Source organism: Aminobacter sp. MSH1 (assembly GCF_003071665.1).
GTDB classification, from domain to species: domain Bacteria; phylum Pseudomonadota; class Alphaproteobacteria; order Rhizobiales; family Rhizobiaceae; genus Aminobacter; species Aminobacter niigataensis.
Genome location: NZ_CP026265.1, coordinates 3166540 through 3190180, shown reverse-complemented (window position 1 = coordinate 3190180; position 23641 = coordinate 3166540). Strand labels below are relative to the sequence as shown.

21 protein-coding genes are annotated in these 23641 nt (G+C 58.6%); 3 read left to right on the top strand and 18 right to left on the bottom strand.

Annotation, left to right across the window (positions count from 1 at the left end; all coding sequences use genetic code 11):
* Positions 1-18 precede the first annotated feature (18 nt).
* The 17 genes from phoU to CO731_RS15695 all read right to left on the bottom strand — a co-directional run bounded on the left by phoU (position 19) and on the right by CO731_RS15695 (position 19288).
* Positions 19-726, bottom strand: coding sequence for a phosphate signaling complex protein PhoU (gene phoU, locus CO731_RS15780; protein WP_055977760.1), 708 nt, complete (start codon positions 724-726; stop codon positions 19-21).
* Positions 727-742: 16 nt separating this feature from the next.
* The gene (gene pstB / locus CO731_RS15775; protein WP_055977553.1) at positions 743-1555 is read right to left on the bottom strand and encodes a phosphate ABC transporter ATP-binding protein PstB; all 813 of its coding nucleotides are present in this window, start codon (positions 1553-1555) and stop codon (positions 743-745) included.
* Positions 1556-1564: 9 nt separating this feature from the next.
* Positions 1565-2866 (bottom strand): phosphate ABC transporter permease PstA, encoded by a 1302-nt coding sequence (gene pstA / locus CO731_RS15770; protein ID WP_055977556.1) that lies wholly within the window; start codon positions 2864-2866, stop codon positions 1565-1567.
* Positions 2866-4236, bottom strand: a complete 1371-nt coding sequence (gene pstC, locus CO731_RS15765) for a phosphate ABC transporter permease subunit PstC (protein WP_055977559.1) — start codon at positions 4234-4236, stop codon at positions 2866-2868. The genes pstA and pstC overlap by 1 nt, the downstream gene beginning before the upstream one ends.
* Positions 4237-4296: 60 nt before the next feature.
* Entirely contained in the window at positions 4297-5337 is a 1041-nt protein-coding gene (locus CO731_RS15760; protein ID WP_055977562.1) for a substrate-binding domain-containing protein, read from the bottom strand.
* 198 nt (positions 5338-5535) lie between these two features.
* Entirely contained in the window at positions 5536-5868 is a 333-nt protein-coding gene (locus CO731_RS15755) for a helix-turn-helix transcriptional regulator (protein ID WP_055977564.1), read from the bottom strand.
* Between the two features lie 232 nt (positions 5869-6100).
* Positions 6101-7378, bottom strand: a complete 1278-nt coding sequence (gene glp / locus CO731_RS15750; protein ID WP_055977567.1) for a gephyrin-like molybdotransferase Glp — start codon at positions 7376-7378, stop codon at positions 6101-6103.
* A 6-nt stretch (positions 7379-7384) separates the two neighbouring features.
* Entirely contained in the window at positions 7385-7681 is a 297-nt protein-coding gene (locus CO731_RS15745; RefSeq protein ID WP_082496631.1) for a cytochrome c family protein, read from the bottom strand.
* Positions 7682-7981: 300 nt separating this feature from the next.
* A protein-coding gene (locus CO731_RS15740; RefSeq protein WP_108606636.1) for an IS3 family transposase occupies positions 7982-9345 on the bottom strand; the annotation gives its coding sequence in 2 pieces (ribosomal slippage) (positions 7982-8995 and positions 8998-9345; 1362 coding nt in all).
* Between the two features lie 52 nt (positions 9346-9397).
* Positions 9398-11833, bottom strand: a complete 2436-nt coding sequence (locus CO731_RS15730) for an arsenate reductase (azurin) large subunit (protein WP_108607884.1) — start codon at positions 11831-11833, stop codon at positions 9398-9400.
* A gap of 13 nt (positions 11834-11846) precedes the next feature.
* Positions 11847-12371 carry an arsenate reductase (azurin) small subunit gene (locus tag CO731_RS15725; protein ID WP_055977576.1) on the bottom strand — a complete coding sequence of 175 codons (525 nt, stop codon included), beginning with the start codon at positions 12369-12371 and terminating at the stop codon, positions 11847-11849.
* A gap of 383 nt (positions 12372-12754) precedes the next feature.
* Positions 12755-14086, bottom strand: a complete 1332-nt coding sequence (locus CO731_RS15720; RefSeq protein WP_055977578.1) for a sigma-54 dependent transcriptional regulator — start codon at positions 14084-14086, stop codon at positions 12755-12757.
* Positions 14076-15533 carry a HAMP domain-containing sensor histidine kinase gene (locus CO731_RS15715; protein WP_055977581.1) on the bottom strand — a complete coding sequence of 486 codons (1458 nt, stop codon included), beginning with the start codon at positions 15531-15533 and terminating at the stop codon, positions 14076-14078. The genes CO731_RS15720 and CO731_RS15715 overlap by 11 nt, the downstream gene beginning before the upstream one ends.
* Positions 15530-16369 (bottom strand): PhnD/SsuA/transferrin family substrate-binding protein, encoded by an 840-nt coding sequence (locus CO731_RS15710; protein WP_245439368.1) that lies wholly within the window; start codon positions 16367-16369, stop codon positions 15530-15532. The genes CO731_RS15715 and CO731_RS15710 overlap by 4 nt, the downstream gene beginning before the upstream one ends.
* A 131-nt stretch (positions 16370-16500) precedes the next feature.
* On the bottom strand, positions 16501-17016 hold the full coding sequence (locus tag CO731_RS15705) for a GNAT family N-acetyltransferase (RefSeq protein WP_055977587.1): 516 nt from the start codon (positions 17014-17016) through the stop codon (positions 16501-16503).
* A 70-nt stretch (positions 17017-17086) separates the two neighbouring features.
* Entirely contained in the window at positions 17087-18181 is a 1095-nt protein-coding gene (locus CO731_RS15700; RefSeq protein ID WP_159091647.1) for an MFS transporter, read from the bottom strand.
* Between the two features lie 228 nt (positions 18182-18409).
* On the bottom strand, positions 18410-19288 hold the full coding sequence (locus CO731_RS15695; RefSeq protein ID WP_055977593.1) for a LysR substrate-binding domain-containing protein: 879 nt from the start codon (positions 19286-19288) through the stop codon (positions 18410-18412).
* Between the two features lie 68 nt (positions 19289-19356).
* Between CO731_RS15695 and CO731_RS15690 the strand changes: the two genes are divergently transcribed.
* Positions 19357-20376 (top strand): permease, encoded by a 1020-nt coding sequence (locus tag CO731_RS15690; RefSeq protein ID WP_055977596.1) that lies wholly within the window; start codon positions 19357-19359, stop codon positions 20374-20376.
* 322 nt (positions 20377-20698) lie between these two features.
* Here the strand turns inward: CO731_RS15690 and CO731_RS15680 are convergent, their stop codons facing one another.
* Complete coding sequence (locus CO731_RS15680) at positions 20699-21073, bottom strand: helix-turn-helix domain-containing protein (protein WP_055977599.1); 375 nt, start codon at positions 21071-21073, stop codon at positions 20699-20701.
* 97 nt (positions 21074-21170) lie between these two features.
* On the opposite strand from CO731_RS15680, the gene CO731_RS15675 reads away from it, so the two are divergent.
* Together CO731_RS15675 and CO731_RS15670 are read left to right on the top strand one after the other, a co-directional pair.
* On the top strand, positions 21171-22184 hold the full coding sequence (locus tag CO731_RS15675) for a zinc-binding alcohol dehydrogenase family protein (RefSeq protein WP_055977602.1): 1014 nt from the start codon (positions 21171-21173) through the stop codon (positions 22182-22184).
* A gap of 193 nt (positions 22185-22377) precedes the next feature.
* Entirely contained in the window at positions 22378-23571 is a 1194-nt protein-coding gene (locus tag CO731_RS15670) for a hypothetical protein (protein WP_055977762.1), read from the top strand.
* Positions 23572-23641: the final 70 nt, after the last annotated feature.

Genomic DNA, 23641 nt, shown 5'->3' with positions numbered 1-23641 from the left:
TGCGGTTCCGACTGTCAATTACTCGGCCTTGGTAGCCAGTACCGTCTGGTCGGCTTTGGGCCGATCCGGTGACAGTTGTTTCCCCGTGATGATGTAATGGGCGTTCTCAGCGATATTGGTTACATGGTCGCCAATACGCTCAAGGTTCTTGGCGCAGAACAACAGGTGCGTGCACGCACTGATGTTGCGCGGGTCTTCCATCATGTAGGTCAAAAGCTCTCGGAAGACGGCCGTGTATTTGATGTCGATCTCTTTATCGTCGGCTCTCAGAGCCTGCAGTTCAGATGCGTCGCGGGCGATGTATTTCTCGACGACACGCCGAACCTGAACCAACGCAAGCTGGGACATTGAGTGAATTCCATGCGCCAGATTTTGAGGAATCTGGTTGGCCCCCACGACACTGACGCGTTTTGCGATGTTCTTTGCAAGATCGCCAATCCGCTCCAGATCGGATGCCATCCGGAGTGCACCAACAACCTCTCGCAAATCTTGAGCCATGGGCTGGCGGATGGCGATAATGGTAATCGCCCGATGATCCAGGTCGCGTTGCTTTACGTCCATGACCACATCGTCTGAAATAACGCGCTGCGCCAACCCGTTGTCGTGTTTCAAAAGTGCCGCGATAGCTGCCTCAATCATCTCTGCAGCGAGGTCACCCATTTCACGAACCAATCGGTCGATCAGAGCAAGCTCTTGATCGAACGATGCTACTGTATGCTCGCCCACCATTTGCCCAGCTCGCTCAGCCATATCGCCCAGTTATGTAAGCCTGCGTTCGCTCGTCGTCCGGGCTAGTGAACATCTTGTCCGTCGGCCCCTCCTCAACCAGATTGCCAAGGTGGAACATCGCAGTCCGCTGTGACACACGAGCAGCCTGCTGCATCGAATGGGTCACAATGACGATCGTGTAGTGGGTACGTAGTTCGTCGATGAGTTCCTCGACTTTGGCAGTAGCGATGGGATCAAGCGCCGAACACGGCTCGTCCATCAGGATCACTTCGGGAGAGACGGCGATTGCGCGTGCGATGCAAAGACGTTGCTGCTGCCCGCCCGACAACCCTGTACCGGGTTCGAGGAGCCTGTCCTTCACCTCGGTCCACAGCGCGGCCTTTCGCAAGCTGGCTTCTACGATTTGGTCGATGTCCGCCCTCGAACTGGCAAGTCCGTGTATCCGCGTGCCGTAGGCAATGTTCTCGTAGATTGACTTGGGAAATGGGTTCGGCTTCTGGAACACCATGCCAACCCGGGCGCGAAGCTCCACGACATCGATTGAGGGATCGTAGATGTCACCCCCATCCAAGGTAATCCTACCCGTGACACTCGCGGACTCGATGGTGTCGTTCATCCGGTTCAGGCACCGGAGGAAGGTAGACTTTCCGCACCCGGACGGGCCGATCAGGGCTGTAACCTGGTTTTTCGGAACGTCGAGATTGACGTCATAGAGCGCCTGTTTCTCGCCATAAAAGACCGAGACCTTTTCGCCCCTTATCTTGGATTCGTGAGGTACAGCAGCTGCGACGTGCTGCTCGAGGATCTCGTCAGTAAACATGTTCATCTTCTCCTCCTACCAACGCCGCTCAAATCGCTGGCGAAGGAAAATGGCCACGGCGTTCATCAGGAAAAGAAACGCGAGCAACACCAGGATGGCGGCGGATGTGCGCGACACGAACCCCCGTTCGGGACTATCTGCCCAAATGTAGATTTGGGTCGGGAGAGCTGTCGACGCTTCGAGTGCCGACGACGGAATGCTGGTGATGAACGCGTTCATGCCGATCAGCAGCAGCGGCGCTGTCTCTCCGAGCGCGTGCGCCATGCCAAGGATAGTCCCCGTCATGATGCTGGGCATCGCCAATGGCAGGACATGATGGAAGATCATCTCGTGTTTAGACGCACCTATGCCAAGGGCAGCTTCGCGTATGCCCGACGGAACCGATTGCAGTGCCGCGCGAGTGACGATGATCAGCGTCGGCAGCGTCATCAGCGCCAGCACCAAGCCGCCAACCAAGGGTGCCGACCGGGGTAGGCCGAACCACCCCAGGAATACGGCCAAGCCAAGCAAGCCAAACACCACAGAGGGGACTGCAGCGAGGTTGTTGATGTTGATCTCGATGAAGTCTGTGAATCGGTTCCTTGGGGCGAACTCTTCAAGATAGATCGCTGCCGCAATGCCGATCGGAAAGCTGATCGTGAACGACACGAGCAGTGCCCAGAACGTTCCGGAAATCGCCCCCGCGAGGCCCGCAAGCTCGGGGAAGCGGCTGTCCGAGTTGAACAGCAGGGCCCAGTTGAATGGCTGGGAGATCATGCCTTTCGCGACCAACTGGTCGTAGAGGGCAATCTGACGGTCGTTCACGCGACGCTGGTCTTCCGGTGAGCCACGCACGACCTGGCCTTTGGCGAGTTGGTCAAGAGGGTCAGACAACGGAATGGTGAAACTGGACACCTTCCCCAAGCGACTTGGGTCGGCAATGACAATATCGCGCACCAGGAATGGAGCCGACGACGTAAAGATATTGAAGTAGTCGCGTTCGGCGCTCCGGGGCAAATCGGGCACCTCGGTCCGGAGCGCGCCCCTTACGATGCCACGCCAATCAGCTTCCATGGGATTGGCGGGATCCACTTCTGCCTTGGTGAGGTCGATTTCGACGGTCACCATCGACTGGGTGAAAGCCCGATAACCTGTGAAGGTCAGCGTTGCGATCAGGATTCCGAGGAATCCGAGTGCGAAACCGATCGCAACCATCCCGTAAATCTGGAGGCGCCGATCGGCAGCATAACGACGCTTGCGCGTGGCTTTCATGCTGTCTGACTGCCAATTGTTTCTGGCCGACGGCGTGATGTCGGCTGCCGCAATATCGGTCGTCATCAGTATTTTTCCCGGTACTTGCGCACGGTGCGAAGCGCAATCAGGTTGAGACCCAGTGTGATGAGGAACAGCAACAGGCCCAGCGCGAAGGCAGCGAGGGTCTTGGGGTTGTCGAACTCGGCGTCGCCGATCAGCAGCGTTACGATCTGCACCGTGACGGTGGTAACGGCTTCAAATGGATTCAGCGTCATGTTGGCGATGAGACCTGCGGCCATCACAACGATCATCGTCTCGCCGATGGCGCGGCTGAGAGCCAGCAGGATGCCGCCGACGATGCCAGGCAGTGCGGCAGGAAGCAGAACGCGTGTGATCGTTTCGCCCTTGGTAGCGCCCAAGGCATAAGAGCCATCACGCATCGCCCTGGGTACGGCTGCAATAGCGTCGTCGGACAGCGACGATACGAATGGGATGATCATCACGCCCATGACGGCGCCGGCGGCCAGCGCGCTGTTGGGCGCTGCGTTGAGGCCGAGGCTTAGTCCAAGGTTGCGGATGGCAGGAGCAACGGTGAGGACTGCGAAGAAGCCGTAGACCACGGTTGGAATGCCCGCGAGGATTTCAAGGAGGGGCTTCACCACCGCCCGAAATCTCCTTCCGGCGTACTCCGTAAGGTAGATCGCCGAGAGGATGCCTGTAGGCACAGCGACTAGCATCGCCAAGATCGAGATGACGATCGTTCCAAAAATGACCGGAATAACGCCGAAGGCGCCCTGCCCGGCAACCTGATCGGCTCGGATCGCAATCTGCGGTTCCCAGCGAAGCCCGAACAGGAATTCCGTGACCCGAACCATTGAAAAGAACTGGGCGGCTTCGAAGATCAGTGAGGCGACAATCCCGAGGGTCGTCAGGATGGCGACCAGGGACGAAAACATCATGAAGGCCGTCGCGGCGCGTTCTACGCTATGGCGCGCACGAAACCTCTTCTCGATGACCCGAAACCCAAAGAACGCACCGATCACGGCCAATGCGGCAACTACGGCCAGGACTGCCCAGCCTGCTAGCGCTTCGAGAGAACGAAGATGTTCTACGGCGGCAAGCATGTTCGCGGTGGGTTCGCTGAACGCGTTCCCATTGGCCAGCTGCCGAATCTGGCTCGTCAACACCGCTCTTTGCGAGGCATCGAGGAGGTCGGCTCCAGGATAGCTCGCGATCACAAGGCTATCCACGACCCCGCGTCGACCCAGAAGCCAAAGGATCAGAAACACGAATGCGGGAACGCCCGTCCAGATCGCCGCATTGAGCCCGTGATAGATCGGACGGGAATGCAGCTTTTCTTTTGTTGCTGCGGCTTTTGAACGTGCGCGCTGCACGCCAACTACCGCCGCGAAGATCGCAGCTACCACAATGAATGCGAACAGGTAGGCGGTCATGTTTCTCCCCCATCAGATGCAGGAAGCCGACCACGCAAGCGCGATCGGCTTCCTCGTCGGCTACATGCCGAACTTCTTCCCTTCGAGAACGGCAGACTGGACCGCTGCGCGCTTGTCGTCGGAGAGCGGGGTCAAGCCACGTTCAGCAAGGTATCCGTCGGGTCCCAAAGCTTCGTCCGAGACGTATTCCGCGAGGAATTCCTTCAGGCCGGGAATGACGTCGCGATGGGCGTTCTTGACGTAGAAGTAGAGCGGACGGGCGATCGGGTAGGAGCCGTCGGCGATGGTGTCGAAGTTCGCTGGAACACCATTGATCTTGACGTCCTTCAGCTTGTCACTGTTTTCGTACAGGAACGAATAGCCGAAGATGCCAATCGAGTTCGGATCCGACTCCAGGCGCTGCACGATGAGGTTGTCGTTCTCACCCGCCTCGACGAACGGGCCGTCCTGACGCATGCGCGAGCAGACCTCGGTCCACTTCTTCTCATCTGCCTTCTTGAGGTCTGCCATGCCGGCCAGGCCCTTGCAGCCGTCATGCATGGTCAGTTCGACGAATGCATCACGCGTGCCCGAGGTGGGCGGAGGGCCGAACGCAACAATGTCCGTGGCCGGCAGCGAAGCGTCGATGTCAGACCATTTCTTGTTCGGGTTGGCGACGAACCCACCCTTGCCGTCCGGAAGCTCAGCGGCCAGCGCCTTGAAGATCTGCTCTTCGGTAAGATTCCAATCGGTCGTGTTGGCTCGCGAAACCGCAATCGACAAGCCGTCGTAGCCGATCAACGCTTCCGTGATGTCGACAACGCCCTTGTCGGCGCAAAGCTTTACTTCGGATTCCTTGATGGCGCGGGAAGCGCCCGTCACGTCGGCGAAATCAGGGCCGACGCCACCGCAGAAAGCTTTGAAACCGCCACCCGTGCCGACCGACTCCACGACCGGAGCAGGCTTGCCGCTCTTGTTGGCGTATTCTTCAGCCGCCGCTTGGCTGTAAGGGAACACGGTGGACGATCCGGTCACCTTGATCTGATCGCGCGCCGAGGCTGCGCCGACTGACGCGACAATGGCGATAGATGCCGCCGATGCCGCCAAGAGAAATTTGTTCATTGCCCTGCTCCCTGTGAGGAATTCGATCTCGACGCCTTGAGGCGACAGGAGCCGGCTTAGCGGACAAATGTAACACTTAGATGACAGATTTCTAGCAATCTAGATATCGGGATTTATCGATATAAAAAGCATGGCTTTGAAGCCCGAAAGGGCCTGCCCTGCTCTGGTTGCAACAACGTGCGAAGGCGTGTGCGTCTATCAACAATTGCAGGTGATGGCTTCAATGACAGGCTGGCAAAGCTCGGGGGAGCCTTGGCAACAGTCTTCCATCAAGAATGCGAGCAAGTCACGAAACCCGGTCATGTCGGCGAAATAGAGAACGGAGCGACCGTCGCGTTCAGTTCTCACCAGTGAGGCCTGGTTCAGTGACTTAAGGTGCGCTGACATCGTGTTCTGGATGGTACCAAGACGGGTCGCGAGCTCTCCGGCTGCTATCCCTTCCGGTGAAGAGCGAACGAGGAGTCGAAAGACTTCGAGTCGGGTTTCTTGGCCAAGGGCGGCGAGTGCCAAGAGAGCTGCTTTTTTATTCATGATATCCACAAATCCAGAATCGTGAGCATCAATGCCCTGTCCTTCGTAACAGTTTCAAGACAACGGCTCAAAGTCCGCGATATTGCGGCATCTCGGCATACTTCTTGGGAATTTAGGAGCGCGGCGCCCTCAAACGGGCGGCATGCCGATGCCGCCCTGCAGGATCACCTGCGTCGGGCGTCTGCTGGCGTGCTAATGGTCCCCGACCTGAAAAACCAACGAGGTCGCAATCTCAACCGAATCCAATAGCTTCAAAGGTGATGGGCGCACCCGCTTCAATGAGGGTGGTTTCTGGCGGCAGCATGGCGATGCCGTCGGCTAAAGCCATGGCCGATAGGCTTGCCGATGACCCCCGCTCGAGCATTTCAATTACAGGGAGGCCGCGTTCGTCCCGGCCTATTCTACGTACTGGGATGAACTCAGTACGTCCCAAGACCTTGCGATAACAGAACCCGGCAACGGCAGGCTGCCAATCCAATGCCACGTTCCTCATACCCGCAATCGCCCTGATTGCGGGAAGCGCGATTTGGCGGAATGTCACGAAGGCGGCATTAGGATTGCCTGGTAGCCCTACAAACAACATCTTGCCGATCAGGCCAACTTTGACAGGTTTTCCGGGTCTCATCGCGACCTTGAGCACCTCGAGCGTCCCACCATGATCACCAAGAGCTGACACGACGTGATCCTCTTCGCCAGCAGACACCCCGCCAGTGGTAACCAGGACATCGCATGTCCGAACAGCGTCGCCGAAGGCCCTAGCCAGCGTGACGCGGCTGTCAGGCACGATTCCGAAATCAATGACCTCTGCCCATGGACATGCCAGCAACATGGAATGGATCATGACACGGTTGGAATTGTAGATGTGGCCCGGGAGTAGGGTTTCACCAGGGCTCTGGAGTTCGGACCCGGTGGACATGAGGCCAATCCGCACTTTGCGTAGCACGTCCACCTCAGCCAAGCCTTGCCCCGAGATGAGCGCAAGCCGCTGCGGTGTCAGGCAGTCGCCCGCAGCGAGCATAGGATCCCCAGCTCGAACATCCTCCCCTGCCCGTCGGATGTTTTCGTCAGGTCGAGGGCGATTTCGAACGACAATGCGATCCCCAATTCGCTCGCATCGTTCCTGCATCACGACCGCGCCGAAAACTGGCGGGACAAATGCGCCAGTAAACACTCGCAAGGCGGTGAATTCCCTCGTTGGCGACTCGTACACTTGGCCGGCTGCCACACGCCCCGCCACATCGAATTCCCAAGGCCCATCGCCTTTCATTTCGGTGATCTTGAGGGCGTAACCGTCCATGGCTGAGTTGTCGAACGGAGGAAGATGCATGCGAGCCACAAGATCGTGAGCAAGAATGCGTCCTGCCGATTGCATCAACGGCAGGCGCTGCACGTCAGCGATTGGCCTTGCGATGGCCACGGCCTTGGCGGCAGCGATGTCGACAGGAATAACCGCTCCGGTCGAAGTGCCAGCTTGGCAGAACTCGCCTTTTTCGACGGCCGCTGCTTTCATGAGGTCCTACTCGGAGACGCTTTTCAAATAGGCGACAACGTTGGCCACTTCGTCCGGCTTCTTCAACCCTGCGAAAGCCATTTTCGTGCCAGGAACCCTGGCCTTGGGTGCCGCCAGATACTCGGCCAGCGCGGTCTCGTCCCACACCAGGCCCGACTTCCCGGCCTCGATCATGGCTTTCGAATAGTTGAAACCTTCGACGGTTCCCGCAGTCCGTCCCAGCAATCCGCCCAGATGCGGACCCACCTTGTTGGTTGTGCTGTCGGCTGCGTGGCAAGCCGAACACTTCTTGAACACGGCCATTCCTGCATCGACGTCTTGGGCCTTGGCCTCGAGCGCGCTGAAAACGACGCTCGCTGTCAGTGCCAAAAATGCAATGTGCTTCACGCGACCTCTCTCTATTTGTGTACACAAAGGCAGCCCGCCGCGAGATATCCCGCGGCGGGCCGTGCAATCGGAGCGTCAGCTCGCCTGATATTCCTGGGACTTGAACGACAGGTGCTTCACGCCTTCAGGAGCATCCGAGATCTGTCCGTCGTCAGAACATTTGGCGCAGATTGGGGCGTAGACTAGCGGAGAGCGGGCCTCGTCTGGGATTTGATGTTAGGCTGCGAGCTTGCGGTGCTGCAAGCGCCGATATTCGATGGTTTTTCGTTTGATCCTTTCGCGCTGTTTGATGATGGCCTGTGCCCTGCCGAAGTAGACATCGGCAGGCGTCACGTTGGCCAGGCTCTCGTGGTAACGCTGGTTGTTGTAGTGCTCGACGAAGGCCTCGATCTGGGCTTCGAGGTCGCCGGGCAGGAAGTAGTTCTCCAACAGGATGCGGTTCTTCAGGGTCTGGTGCCAGCGCTCGATCTTGCCTTGGGTCTGCGGGTGGCACGGCGCGCCGCGCACATGGCTCATCTTGTTGGCCTCGATGTATTCGGCCAGCTCGCCCGCGATGTAGCTGGGGCCATTGTCCGATAGCAGCCTGGGTTTGTGTAGAACGGTGGCGCTGTCGCAGCCCGAGGCGGCGAGCGCGAGGTCCAGTGTGTCGGTCACGTCCTCGGCCCGCATGTTGGTGCATAGCTTCCAGGCGATGATGTAGCGCGAGAAGTCGTCAAGCACCGTCGAGAGGTACATCCAGCCCCACCCGATGATCTTGAAGTAGGTGAAGTCGGTCTGCCACATCTCGTTCGGCCGCGTGGTCTTGGTGTGGAACTGATCGGCCGCCTTGATTACCGTATAGGCTGGGCTGGTGATCAGGTCATGGGCCTTGAGCAACCGGTAGACCGTGGCTTCCGACACGAAGTAGTGTTTCTCGTCGGTGAAGCGCACGGCCAGTTCGCGTGGGCTGAGGTCGGTCGCCTCCAACGCCATCTCGACGATCTGGTCCTGGATGTCCTCGCCAATGCGGTTCCACACCCGGTTCGGCGCCGAAGGGCGATCCTCCAGCGCTTCCGGCCCACCTTCCCGGTAGCGGTCATACCAGCGGTAGAAGGTCCGGCGGGCAATGCCGAGCTGGTCCAGCGTCCGCCTGGCCGGCAGGTGCGACTGCTCGACGATACGGATGATCTCCAGCTTCTCGGATGCGGGATACCTCATTCGTCGTCGCCCCCATCCGCGATCATGCTTTTTTTAAGCAAGCGGTTTTCCAGCGTCAGGTCCGCCACGCACTCCTTCAGCGCACGGGCTTCGCGGCGCAAGTCCTGCACGTCACCGGAGGTCGCCGCACGGGCGGTGTCCCCGGCCAGGCGGCGTTTGCCGGCTTCCATGAACTCCTTGGACCAGCTGTAGTACAGACTCTGCGCGATGCCCTCTTTGCGGCACAACTCGGCGATACTGTCGTCACCGCGAAGACCTTCAAGCACGATGCGGATCTTGTCTTCGGCCGAGAAGTGGCGGCGGGTCTGACGCCGGATGTCCTTGACCACCCGCTCTGCAGGGGGCTTGGTCGGTGATTTTGAATTGGAGGATTTGGGCTTCATCTTCGTTCCTTCGTCACTACGACGAAGCCCAAATCCTCCTTAAATCACAACCTCAAATCTGTGCCATAGCCGCTGACGGGGGACACGAGATCTTCCGGATGTTGGCCCAAGTTTGCTTGTAGTTTGGCAGGATCAGCTCGTTCGTGCCCGCGTTGATGACATTCCCCTGCACGCCCGTCGGAAAGCCGAAGAGCATGAATGTCTCTCCTTTCCGGGCTGTGGGGGTCGGATAGACCATGGCCTGGGTCGAACCGCTCTCGTTATAGACCTCGACTAGATCGCCGTCCTTGACGCTCAGTTCCGCCATATCCTCGGGGTTGATCTCGATGAACGGATATGGCCAGCGATCCATGACAAACTCGCTATCCTGATCAAGGAATGCGTTCTGCCAGACTTGGTTCGCTCGGCCGTTATTGATGAGGTACTTGTTGTTTTTCTTCTGCTCCTCCTTGCCTGGAGCCTGAAGCCCGCGCCATTGGGCTTCCAGGAAGGTCGCTTTGCCGTCTTTGGTCCCGAACTTGCCGTCGGTGTAGAGACGTTTGGTCCCGACGATCTTGCCGTTCTCGAACCCGGTGGCAGGCTCCTGGAAGCCGTTGTTGCCCATGGCGCGCAGGCGCTCGTAGGTAACAAACTCACCACCACCTGCGTTCTTATTGTAGCCATCCATGAAGGCGTCTTCTTCGGTCTTCCAGTCGTAACCCTTGAACTGGTCCGCATAGGTAGTGTCGCCCATCTCGCGCAGGATCTTCTCCATGTGCTGGGCCAAGCCAGCCGCAATCATGCAGTCTGGCTTCGCGTTGCCGGGCGGGTCCATGTAACGCTCGACGAGTCGCATCCGGCGTTCGCCGTTCATGGAAGTGAGGTTCATTTCGCCAGACTCGGCGGCGGGAAGCCAGACATGGCTGGCGGCACCGATCTTCGACGGGATTATGTCGACATCCACCGAAAACAGACCACCAGCTTTGATGGCATCGGTGATGGCCTTCACCAGCGCTTCGCGATCACCGTAAGGCACGGCGTTCATGGCATCCTTCACCAAGTCGGTGCGCTTTTTGTAGACCATGTTGAACTGATGGGCGTTCAGAGTGGTCTTGTAGTGGTCGCAGGCCCAGATGTGATGGACCCCACCCTTGCCCTCAATGAGCAATTTGTCGACATAGGCGGCCGGACGACCGACATGGGCATCGGACGGTCGGACATAGCCTTCCTGGTGGCCGCCCATGCGCACGCAACCACCGCCTTCTCGGCCTACATTGCCCGTTGCCAGAGCGACGTTTACGAGCGCCGCGTTCGTACGATAGTTGTCATTGCCCCAGATAAGGCCCTTCTCATAGGCGAACATCGTCCGCCGGCGTTTCCCCTCCTTAGGCTCTGCGATCCATGCTGCGGACTGACGGATCTGATCTACGGTCAGACCAGTGATTTCTGCCGCCTGCTCGACCGTGGTCTTGTTGGCGGTAAGCGCCTTGTCAAAGTCCTTGGTCGAGGCTTCGATGAATTCCTTGTCGACCCATCCCTTGTCGGCAATCTCCGTGAGCCATGCATTGAAGAGCACCATGTCCGTGCCAGAATTGATGGCCAGGTGCATCACGTTGTCCTTGCCAGCCTCAGCTTCGGCCGCGTTCACCGAAACCGTCCGCCGGGGGTCGACGAAGATGATGCGGGCATTTCCATGGGGCTCATCGGGAAGCTGCTGCTTCTTCTTTTCCAGCGATGCGCCGCGGAGGTTCGGGACCCAGTGGTTCAGGAAATAGTTCGTCTGGGTCTCGAGAGGATTGTTCCCGACAGAGACAAGCGTGTCAGCAAGTTCCGCATCTTCGTAGCAGTTGTTCAGTTCGCCCACGCCCATGTCACGGGTGGCATGGACCTCGGAATTGTAGGCGGGTCGATTGTGGATGCGGATGTTCTTGACCTTCATGGACCCGAAATAGAGCTTCCCGGTCCCCCAGGTATTCTCGTAGCCACCAGCGGAGCCGCCGTGGTCGAATACCGAAACAAACAGGCCGTCTTCGCCCTGATCCTTGATGACGGCCGCGGTAACGCGGGCAACCAGGTCCAAAGCGTCGTCCCATGAAGTCGGCTGCATCTGGCCATAGCGCCAGACCATGGGGTCGGTCAGGCGCTGAAGCTGCGAATTGCGCGCGGTCGAATATCGAAGCTCGCCCATGCGCGCACCGCGAACCGAGCCGAGGCCAGAATTCACCTCGCACTCGTGATCGGGCTTGATGACGATGTGAACGTCCTGGCCGTCCTGCTTGACGATGTTGTACATCGACGGTGCGTACCAGGCGTCCGTCTCTGCTGGTTGCTGTTCGGCGAGATTGACCCCGAACGCGTTTGTGGATGCTTCCGTCCCACCCTGCTTGTTGGTCGGCCACGTGTAGGCGTGGTAGCCGCATCCGACGATGCAGTAGTGGCAGGTGACATTGTGCTTCTTGGCGTCGGCCGGGATGATCGGCAGGCGGTCGATGTGTCGCTTGTATGCCATGATCCGAACCTCCCTAGAGAACGTTGCTTAGGCGGCCGTAAAGGAGTTCATCGACTCCCTCGGCATAGATGTCGCCCTTGTCATCGATGCGGAGTGCGTACTGAGGAAGGTTCTCAGTCGACTGGCCCCAGATCTGTTGGCCTCCTGCGTCCGCGTCGAAACGGGAGTAGTGGCCGGGACAATTGAAGGTATGATCGTCCGCGTTGTAGTTGAGCGGAAACCCCTTATGCGGGCAGATGGTCGAAAACCCGACAATGTCGCCGTCAGGTCCGGCACCGCCTTCGACGCGGGTGCCGAGCTTGAGCAATACGCCAGGGGCGTTCTCATCTGGGTAGCCGACATCAAGTGGCTCGTTCGGTTTCAGGTCCGTGACGTTGGCCAGCCTGTTCGACGGATACTCAACCAGCGCAAGGCTGGGTGCAGCTTTGGCTTGGGTCGGAGCAAGCGAAACGGCCGCTGCTGCTCCTGTCGCAGCAAGGACGCTACCTCTGAGAAATTGACGACGACCAAAATCGACGAGTTTGTCGCAACGTTGCATGGCTTCCCTCCCGGTGGCTGGCTAGTCACCTGGAAGGAAAGCAACGTCTGTGCCACATTGCTCAGCTTTGATATTGCTTGATTATTTTCAAAACCAACCGAAACGCGGCGGCGGCTCGTTCGGAACTCTGAACATGTTGCGGCGCCGAAGGTTCAGAATTCCGAACGTGATGGACGATAACTCGAAACTCGACGTATGAGGGCACAGACGGCTGACAACCAATCTGGAAGCCCAGAAACTAACCGAATTCATCTAGGACAGCGTACGCGCGCTTATGCGACTCGATGGTGGGGACTCGCCCAACGCTGCGAGCGAATTATCAGGGTGTACGAGCTAGAGGCTTGCCTGACACCGCCGTAAGACCAGCATCGACGACGCAATATTCAGGACTCCGAGCGTTCCCGATCAGCAAGGCCGAACCTACTCATCTTTTCCCACAACGTCGTCCGAGAGATGCCAAGCAGGCCTGCGGCTTTCGCAATATGGCCTCCCGTTTCCAGCAAAGCGCGCTCGATCTGGCGGCGTTCAGCTGCGTCGCGCACGTCGGAGAGCGGAACGAACCTATCTGCCTTTTGCCTGTCCGCCTGCTCCGGAAACAGGTCGCCTGGCATGATCCACTCTCCGGTGGTAACCGCTGCCGCGCGCTCCACACGATTGCGCAATTCTCGAATGTTGCCTTTCCAATTGTGGGAGAGAGCCGCCTCCTCTGCCAAGGCACTGTAACCCCTGACGCGGTTTTCGGTTCGACCAATCGCATCTGCGAGGAAACGGTCCATGAGCCAGGCAATGTCATCAGGCCTGGATCTCAAGGGGGGAACCTCGACCGGAAGCACAGCCAACCGGAAATAGAGGTCTTCACGGAACCTCCCGGAAGTTCCAACCAGATTTTGATGCGTCGCAGAAATGACACGTGCTTTGAACGGCACTGGGACTTCTCCGCCCACTCGGAGGAAGCTGCCGTCCTCAATCAAACGAAGAAGTTTCGCCTGCAAAGCAGGAGGCATGTCCCCAATCTCGTCGAGAAACAGCGTTCCACCTGCAGCGCGCTCAGCATACCCGAGATGCCGCTGACTGGCGCTCGTGAAAGATCCCTTTTCATGGCCAAACAATTCGCTCTCGAGGAGGTCGGCCGGGATAGCAGCACAGTTGACAGCGACGAAGGGTTCAGCCGAACGCGTCGATACCTGATGGAGGTATCGGGCGGCGACTTCTTTTCCGGACCCGGTCTCTCCCGTGATCAACACCGGAAGGTTGTGTGGCGCGTAGCGCCGCAACGTGTCTTCAACTGTGTGCATCGAGTCAGACACGCCCAGGACGTAGCCATGCGAAGCAGTGTCGACAGGACGGCGCCCCAATTCTATTCGGCGAAGGAATTCTTCCATCGAAAATGGTTTGGTCATGAAGTCGACCGCGCCAGACCTCATGAGGCGAACCGCCTGGTCTATCTCGCCGAATCCGGTGACGAACATGAAAGGCGGGACATTCGGAAGCTTCGCAAGTTCGTTGAACACATCTTCCCCGCTCATGTCGGGAAGCCGGATATCGCAGATGACCAGTTCCAGCGTGTCCGACAGTTCCGCGATCTGCTCAAGGGCTTCTTGTCCAGAATGCCACCAGGTCGGTCGCCATCCCTCGAGTTCAAGACGCTGAACGATGGAGCCACCCATCACCGGATCGTCCTCTACAACGCCAATTCGCGCCCGCTCAGGCTGCATTGGATTTCTGATCCTCCCACTCCACGGGCAACAAAAGGGTGATTGCCGTTCCTCCCGAAGATTTCTCGCCAATCTTTATCGTTCCTCCGAGATCGTCAATCACGCGCCGAACCATCCATAGGCCAAGTCCTCGGCCAGCACGAACAGCTGGCCCTGGATCCCGGTCGATAAGAACTCCGGCAATGTCTGACGGCAAACCTGGCCCCTCGTCGCCGATGACGATGGTCAACAACCGTTCTGTGCTAGTCGCAGCAAAGCTGACCTGACCGCCCTCGGGCGTGGCCGCACTGGCGTTCAATAGAAGGTTGAGCATAGCCTGACGCACCAATCCTCCACTTACTGGAAGTTCGCTGGTTGCTCGCCAAACCACGTCCCATTCAAGCCGCTGGCGCTTTCGACGCAGCTCAGGCTTGATAAGGAGGCCCACGTCCTCAAGATCATCAGCCGTCAACGGACGCTGGGAGCGTTCCGGTCTGTAGGTCGCCAGTGCTGCTTCGACCACGTCCCGGATGCCTGCCAGACCACGTTCCACGAGCCTGATTGAGGTATCCCTGACCCCAGGCGTGTCTCCGTGCTGCTTCAACGTATCGATGGCATTGAACAGCCCGCCGAGAGGATTGTTGATCTCGTGCGCCATACCCGAGGCCAAGCGGCCGAGGCTCGCCAGCTTCTCTTCTTCTGCCAGTTGCATCGCCAGGTTTGCGCGCTCTCGCTCGGCACGGACGAGCGCGTTGTACCCATGGAAGAGGTTCGCAACCTCTCCTTCGCCAATTGGAATTTCGTTGTCGGCAATAGGTTCGGCGGCGCCATGCGCTGCAGACCGCATATGGTTCTCCAGGACCCGGATCGGCCCTACCATCCGCCGGACCAACAAGAAGCCGCCGAACGCGAACAGCACAGCCACGATCCCGTTCGTCACAAGCAGCGTGACCAACACCTCGCGCCGTTCGGCGAACAGGTGCGAGACATCGAATGTCGCGTGAATGGCGCCGATAGATTGTCCTTGATACACAAGCTCTCGATGGGCGAAGCCAGTTTTGCGGTTCTCATCGATCGTAACGGGTTCCGCCCCGTACCTTGATGCGTATTCCGGCGGGAGTACTGAATAGGCTTGGATCTTGTTCGGGTCGCTGGCAGCCAGGACGCGCCCATCAGACCCGGTCACTACAGTTTCTACAGGAGCGAGCGCCTCGTAGCCTGAGGATGACCGATCAAGCGCATCAAAGACTTCCCAAACGTCGCCGCGCAATACGGCAGGCACGATCGAGGATGACAGACCGTCCAAATAGGTCGATGCCAAACCGTCGAGGTAGCTTTGCTGCGTGCGGCTCAGTCGATCCAGAACCCGCTCTGAAATGGCGGCAGTGATGACAATCATCAGCAAAGCGACGATTGCAGGAACCCGAAACGAGACAGGGATCGACTGCCAGCGTCGGAACGGTGTCATCCGAACTGCCTCACCACATCGACCTTGGCTGCGATCGTGTCGTACAGCTCAGGTGACGCAACAACGAACCCGTCAAGTCGGAGCATTTCAAGGACCTTGCGTCCTTCCGGGTCATTGGCCATTGAGACCAGGGCCTCGCGCAACGTTGCGATCCTAGGGTCGGATGCCAACGACTTTGCTGAAGCGAAGGGAGGAAAGCCTAGCCATTCGGATTTCCTGACGATCTTCGTGCGGTTGACGAGGTCTGGTTCGAGGTCCTTCATCACCTCCCAAACATACCCGTCGACGCTTCCCGATTGCGCCAACCCCGACGCGATCGCGCGAATGACATTGCGATGGCCATACGTGAAGAAGGTGCGCGAGAAGAACTGAGTGGGAAGCAGTCGATTTTCGGCGAGCAATGCCCGTGTGACCAGGAAACCCGAGTTCGAATCCGGATCGGAGAACGCATGGATGTCGCCGCGAAGACCAGTCCAGTCTGTCACGTCGCGGCCTTCAGCTGCGATGAGGTAAGATTGATATAGAGGCCTGCCGTGCCATGACGGTGTCGCAACCAGATCAAGATCAGCTTTGAATTGAACGAAGGGGTAACCGCAAATCCAGGCCGCTTGGATTTGCCCCGAGACCACAAGTGCCGTGATCTCCTGATAGGTCCTGCGGGAGACAAGTTCGACGGCACCCCCAAGTTTCGAGGAGAGATAGCCTTTCAGATGTCCCAGAAGTTCGAGGTCATTCGACAAGAAAACGGGGGTCAATCCGACCTTGAAGGTCCGATCTTCTGCATGGGCTGCATCCCGCAACGCAAAGGTAGCCGCGCCCGCCAAGGCAGCGGCCACGAACTCACGTCTGCCCAAATTACCAGTCGCTCCCAACGCCGCCTCCCTTCAGGAAGGTTCTGACAGAGCGTGATCCTAGCTCAACGTGACATAGATGGCGACGGAGGCGTTATCGGACCAGTCGAGGGACTTCAGGCGAGGAATTTCATGAGATAGACGGAACTCTTGGGCACCCCAAACGGATCAACAAAGTGATGAGGCACAACCCCAATCTCCTGCCACCCCATACGGCGGTACAATCGCTCGCTGTCGCTTTCCTGGGCGGTATCGAGAATAAGCAGCGAACGGCCCCGGGCCCTAGCCTCGTTTTCGACGGCGGACATCAAGGCCGCCCCGATGCCTTGGCGTTGAAAATCGCTGTGTACTAGCAGCTTGAAGACTTCGGCTCTGTGCGAAGCATTGGGTTCAGGCGACAGATACAATTGAACCGTGCCTGCTATCTCGCCTTCGACCAGGGCGCAAAGCAGCAGGCGTTCGCCGTCAGCAACGGATCTGAGTACCCCTCGCCAGTACGCCTCTGACTGATCGTTGCCGAACGGTAGAACGAATCCAACAAGCGCTCCATGGGTCACGCTTTCCTGAAGAATCTCCGCAAACCGACCTAGGTTTCGCGCGGTTTGATCCGCGTCAAATATCACAATCTCCATTGCCTCTCCCAAGCAAGGTCAGGATAGCAGAGGAAATTCCCCCGCTACGCGCTGGCCCCGCCAATTACTGTCAGCTTTCACCTAGCACCCGCTCGAAAGCTTCATTCCGATCCTGCCCGACGAAGGCAATAATCGCCGCCGCACCGAGTGAAAACAGGCAGGCAATGGTGAGCGCCACGTAATACTGTCCTGTGACTTCATACAGCCACCCGGCAACAGGCTGTGCAGCAACGCCTGCTAGGCCCCACGCGGTAAAGACTCGGCCATAAGCCCAGGCTGCGCGATCAGCACCCGACCACGTCGACACCAGCAGCGGATACAGCGCAATGAAGGCACCGTATGTGGCTCCCACCGTCCCAATCAACGCCACGGTGGTCTGGGGATCACTGGTATAGGTCAACCCAGCCAGCGCGATGGCAGATATGGTCGCCACCACCACGAGCGGCCTCCTGCTGCCGAAGCGGTCAGCAATCAGCCCCGCGCATAGCCCAGCCATGGCGTTGCCCAGTGACACCATCGCAAGTCCTGCTATCGCGGCCGACGTTGAATTCCCTGAAGCCAGGATAATTGGGACAGCATGACCTAGGACCAATAGCCCGGCAAACGCGCCCATCCCATACCCAAGCCATAGACGGAGAAGTCCGCCGGAGGAGCCAGCAGCATTGGGTTCATCGATGGAGACATTTGTCGTCAGCCGCGAAGCGAAAAACAGTGTGGCTGAGACTGAGGCAAGGCCAGCGACAATGATCGTGCTGGCGGCGTAGCCCGCGGCCAGCCCAAGTGCCGCAAGCAGCGCTGGGTACAGAAGTGAAAACCCGAATGCGCCTAGTCCATAAAACGCCGTCGTAGCTCCTATCGCGAGACCGCGGCGATGAGCCGGAACGGCAAATGAGGCTGAGTGCAACGCGAAACCATAGCCTGCACCACTGGCGAACCCGAAAAGCAAACCATAGCCCACGATCCAGCCAGCCCAGGTTCCGGTCAACGTGAGAGGGATGCCCAAGATCGGCAATGCGGCTGCCAGCAGGACCAAGCTGGAAGCGTTGAACCGTCGATACAATTTGTGTCCGAAAAAAACCGCCGCAGTAAGGCTCAACAAAGCGGCCGAATACACAAGACTGACCGCCAGGCGTCCCGCTCCAGTCGCCTGTTCGATCGGTTCCATCAGGGCACTGAACGCGTGCAAGGCCCCCATCCCAAAAGTCAGGACCAGGCATGCCGCCATAGCCATTTGGGATTGCAAGGGTGGTGGTGTTCTCGGAGGTCGGGACGGTTGCGGCATTTATGCGTCTTCAGAATCTTTCAAGCGAGCTTCTTTCAAGCCGCAAATGGGAAGGTCGGCAGAAGTCGACGTTCAAGTGCAAGGCGTGATAGTCAATCGGTTCGCCCTGGACTAACCCGGTTTCTGAAACGCAGACCGTATCGCCATCTCCATCGAATTGAGAAGCCCGCTGGGCGCATCCGTCCACTTCAAGAGGACGAGTTCAGAATCCCCAAGCGGCGGTAATTGGGTGTTATCGCCTTCGATGCGGAGTTCTGCAGTCAAAGCGGTCTGCGGAAGCACGCCAACAGCCATGCCTGCTGCAATCGCCGCCCTGACGCCCGCCAGGCTTTCGCTGGTACAGACCACCCGATAATCGATGCCCGAGTTCTCCAACAAATCGAGACAGCGACTCCGCCACCAGCAAGCCTTGTCGAACAGCGCTACAGGCAGCGGAGTTCGATCCGATAAATCGGTAAACGCTGACGTCGCCCAGACAGCTGGCTCCCGGTAAATCACGACGTCATCTGTCGATGTGTTTTCTGGTGAATGGATCGCGAGGTCGAGTTGGCCTCGTGATACCAATTCGGGAAAATCTACACTGGATCCACATCTGACAACGACCTGAGCAGTCGGCTCTGCTTTCGCAAATGATGCGAGGATGGCTGCCAGAATTGTCTCGCCATATTCATCGGGAATGCCGATGCGGATTTCTCCGCCCTGCTGGTGGCCCTTCATTTCGATGGCGGCCTGATCCAGTGTCGCGATCACCCGCCTTGCCAGGGGGAGCAATTTCTCCCCGGCCGCCGTCAAAGACACGCCGCGCCCATGCCGCTCGAAGAGCTGGTGTCCGACTGTGTCTTCCAGCTTCTGTATTTGAAGGCTGATAGCCGATTGGGTTCGAAACAGTCTTCCCGAGGCTCGGCTTACGTTCCCTTCCTGAGCCACCATCAGGAAAGTTCGAAGGAGATCGCTCTCGAGCTTAGGAGCCAAGCCATCGTCAACACTCATGACTGATATATATACTATTCGTTTTCCTCATGAAAGCTATCGGCCTACCCTGATGGCAGGAGGTCGCCATGTCCATTTCAGAAGCCTTTCCACGCCAATTCCATCGCACCTTCTGGTTCCTTGCGATCGCCTCAGTCTTGCTGGCATCGTTCTTATGGCCCGCGATGACGTTGGCTTTGCTTGGGTTCGTCGCTGCGAGTTTCCTCGACGTCGCCATCCTGATCGGCACAGGCCTTCTATTGTCGTCTTGGGTGACGGCAAGCGGGGCTGGCGCCGTCACGGCACAGGTCTTCAAGGGTCGCCCAATGACCACGATCCTCTTGGCCTCTATTGCAGGTACGCTTACGCCTGTTTGTGGCGTGACGGTCCTCCCACTGATGACAGGCCTTCTCGCGTCAGGTGTTCCACTAGCCCCTGTCATGGCGTTTTGGCTGTCATCTCCGGTCACGGATCCTGCGATGTTTGCAGCAACCTGGGCAACGCTCGGCCTCTCTTTTGCAGTGGCAAAGACTGTCAGCGCATTCGGATTGGGGGTTTTTGCGGGTGTCGCAACAACAGCACTTGGCAAGACCGATGCCGTGAGAAATCCGCTTCGTCGGTCGACAAAGATCAGTGGCGGATGCGCCCCGGTCGCCGCCAACGAGTTCAAGGCTTGGGTGTGGAGCGATCAAGAACGAACCCGGGTGTTTTGGGCTGACCTCCTACAGACAAGCAAGCTCGTTTCGGCCTGCCTGACATTGGCATTTGGTGCCGAATACTTACTACGAGGTCTGGTGCCCGATCACCTGCTCGGAACCTATGTCGGCGCTAACTCCCCCTACGCAATTCCGCTCGCCGTCTCGGTGGGAGCGCCCATGTATCTGGATGGATACGCCGCCCTCCCCATGGTCCGGGCCCTGCTCGACCTCGGCATGTCCCCTGGGGCGGCTCTCGCATTTTTGGTTTCTGGAAGCGCGGTCAGCATCTGGGGTGTCCTTGCGGTGGTGCCGATACTGCGGATGGCGACACTGGTGCTGTTCGTTGCTTTGGCCGTAATCGGCTCGCTGGTTGCCGGATATTGCTTCGACTGGTTCTGGGCCGTGTACTGATGTTTCACTTGATCCGAAGCCTAGCCGAATACATCCGGCGCGGATCAGCCCATTCGTCGAGTGTACGTCCGCTCTCCGAGTTCGACGAACGACTGCTGGACGATATCGGCATAACCCGCGAACAAGCCAGGGAGATTGACGCACGTTCCCGGTCAGCAGCAAAGTTCGATCAACCTAAGGCACATGGCTAACAAGAATGAGATTCCCAACCAGCGCTGTGGCGGTCATCAACGACGCAAGCCCCTGCGCAGGGGTTGCGGCCCCTGCTCGACGAAGGCCGGAACCCCAGCCTTCAGGACCGTCGCGATCGCATTTTGTGCGATCAAGCCGCAGGCATGCTGTTGCTAGCGTGCGGCTTGCCATACAGGTCGATGTTCGCATCACCCCAATCCTTCAGGGCAAGAAGGATGGGCTCCATGCTACGGCCGAGCGGCGACAAGCTGTATTCCACCTTTGGGGGAACTTGAGCGTAGACCTTGCGTGTGATCAATCCATCCTCTTCCAGCTCACGTAGCTGGTTGGTCAGCATGCGGGGTGTGACACCGGCGATGTGGCGACGGATCTCGCTGAAGCGGAGCGTGCCGGACCGCAGATGAAACAAAACGATCGACTTCCATTTGCCGTCGATCAGACCGATCGCCGCCTCGACCGCGCAGCCGGGCGTGCAATCAAATCGGGAATGGCGGATCTTGGCCATCGTAGTACCCTTTATGACACTATAGGCGATGTTTGTGCGTATTGATTAATCTGCATCATATGCTCAGCTTTGTGGCATCAGCAACAGGAGCAGAGTTATGAAGGCCATCGGATACAGGACTGCCGGCAGCATTGACCGTCCTGACTCACTCGAGTTCATCGATCTGCCGCGCCCAGTCGCCTCTGGCCACGACGTCTTGATTGAGGTCGAAGCCATCTCCGTCAATCCGGTCGACACCAAGATCCGGCAAGGCGTTTCGCCCGTTGCAGGGGAATGGAAGGTACTGGGTTGGGATGCAGTCGGCCGCGTCGTGGAAGCGGGGGAGAAGGTGGAGCGCCTGAAACTTGGCGACGCGGTCTATTACGCCGGTTCGATTACTCGGCCCGGCTGCAACAGCCAGTTCCACCTGGTGGATGAACGCATTGTTGGCCACAAGCCAAAGACGTTGTCGAGCGCCGAAGCGGCCGCGCTCCCATTGACCGCGATCACCGCCTGGGAAATGCTTTTTGACCGGATTGACATCAGGCAGCCTGTGCCAGGTGCCGCCAACGCGATCGTGATCGTCGGCGGAGCGGGCGGTGTTGGCTCAATCGCCATTCAGCTCGCCCGCGCGTTGTCGGATGTAACTGTCATCGCAACCGCGTCGCGCCCGGAGACCAAAGACTGGGTGGCTGAACTCGGCGCCCATCACGTCGTCGACCACAGCAAGTCGATCGCGGAACAGGTCGCGGCTCTAGGGCTCGGCGCGCCTGCCTTCGTATTTTCGACGACCCAAACGGATCTGCACCTCGACCAGATCGTCGAACTCATCGCACCTCAAGGCCGCTTCGGGCTGATCGATGACCCCAAGGTGCTCAACATCCTGCCGTTCAAGCGCAAGTCGGTCTCGATTCACTGGGAATTGATGTTCACCCGGTCGATCTTCCAAACTCCGGACATGGATCGGCAGGCCGAACTGCTCGACCAGGTTGCGCGGCTGGTCGATGAAGGCAAGCTCCGAACAACACTGAACCAAGTCCTGCGCCCTATCGATCCGATGAATCTGAAACAAGCTCATTCGTTGATCGAAAGCGGACGTTCCAAAGGCAAGATCGTGCTGGAAGGCTTTTGAAAGACAAGCAGGCGGCTTTCGCCTAGCCCGGGCCCGATAGATTGCCAAGGCGTGTCGCCAGCGGTTCATTCGTCGCGTTACCGTGGGTCTGGTCTCAGCTGTCTTCGTGCCCCAGAGTGAGAGAAGGGCGAGTTGTCCATGACGGGTTGAAGTCGGAGGAGAGGCTTCCGGCGCCGTCATGGAGGTTTTTGCCATGAACACGCAAGTTCTCGATGCCACGCATCAGGTCGATGGTGGCTTCAAAGTGGATGTGTCCCGCGGCGGGCGCATCGGTCGCGTCTCGTCGGAATGGTTCTCGCGGCCCGACGACGAGCGCTTCTTATCTCTGAACGAATTGGCCCGCACAGTTCGCGCGCGGGCCGAAAGCGGCCGCACTCGCACCGTCGAAAGCGATCGCATCCAGGTTGAGGCGAGCCATGGCGATCCAGAACGGCTGACGCTCATCCTCCCCGGTGCTGAAGCACCCGTCGCCCCAACACACTGGAGTTTCGGACAACTCGCAAGCCTCGTCGGCGCGCCCGCGACCTATCTGCGCCAGCTCCCCGCGGCGCTGGCCGGCATCAATCTGCAGTACGGTCTCGCAACGCATCGCAGAGAGCAGGTAAAGACCCTTGAGACGGGCGACGGTCGTCTAGAACTGCGGGCAGTCACCGGCCCGGACTATGGTCGGATCTACGACCATGAACTCGTCGAAGCCGTCCAGCGCATCGCCGGCAACGGCATCGGCGACACGCGATGGAAAGTTCCCGGCGTGCTCGACTGGTCGACCGGCGTCTACAATCCCGCAGTCGACATCACCAAGGACACTACAACGCTTTACGCCTCGGACCGCGACGTCTTCATCTTCCTGGTCGACGATCTCAATCCGATCGAAGCAGGCAAGCTTCCGGACGGATCGCCCGACCTCTATTTCCGCGGCTTCTACTGCTGGAACTCCGAAGTCGGCGCCAAGACGCTGGGAATTGCTAGCTTCTATCTCCGCGCTGTGTGTCAGAACCGGAACCTCTGGGGCGTTGAGGATTTCGAGGAGATCAACATCCGCCACTCGAAGTACGCCGCCTCACGTTTTGCGCATGAGGCAGCGCCCGCGCTTCTCAACTTCGCCAACTCCTCGCCGATACCCTTCATCAATGGCATCAAGGCATCGCGCGAACGGATCGTCGCGCGCAACGACGACGACCGCACCGAGCTGCTGCGCCGGCGCGGCTTCTCGAGGGCCGAGACGGCGAAGATCATCGACACCGTCCTGAATGAAGAAGGCCGTCCACCCGAAAGCATTTTCGATTTCGTGCAGGGCATCACGGCCGTCGCGCGCGACAAGCCCCATCAGGACGCCCGCCTCGAAATGGAGGCCAAGGCCAAAAAGATGCTCGATCGAGCCTCCTGATCGTTCCCAAAAATCCGGAAGCGAGGCGCGGCTTCCGCCGTCGTGCCTTACCGGTTTGCCTGATGTGTGG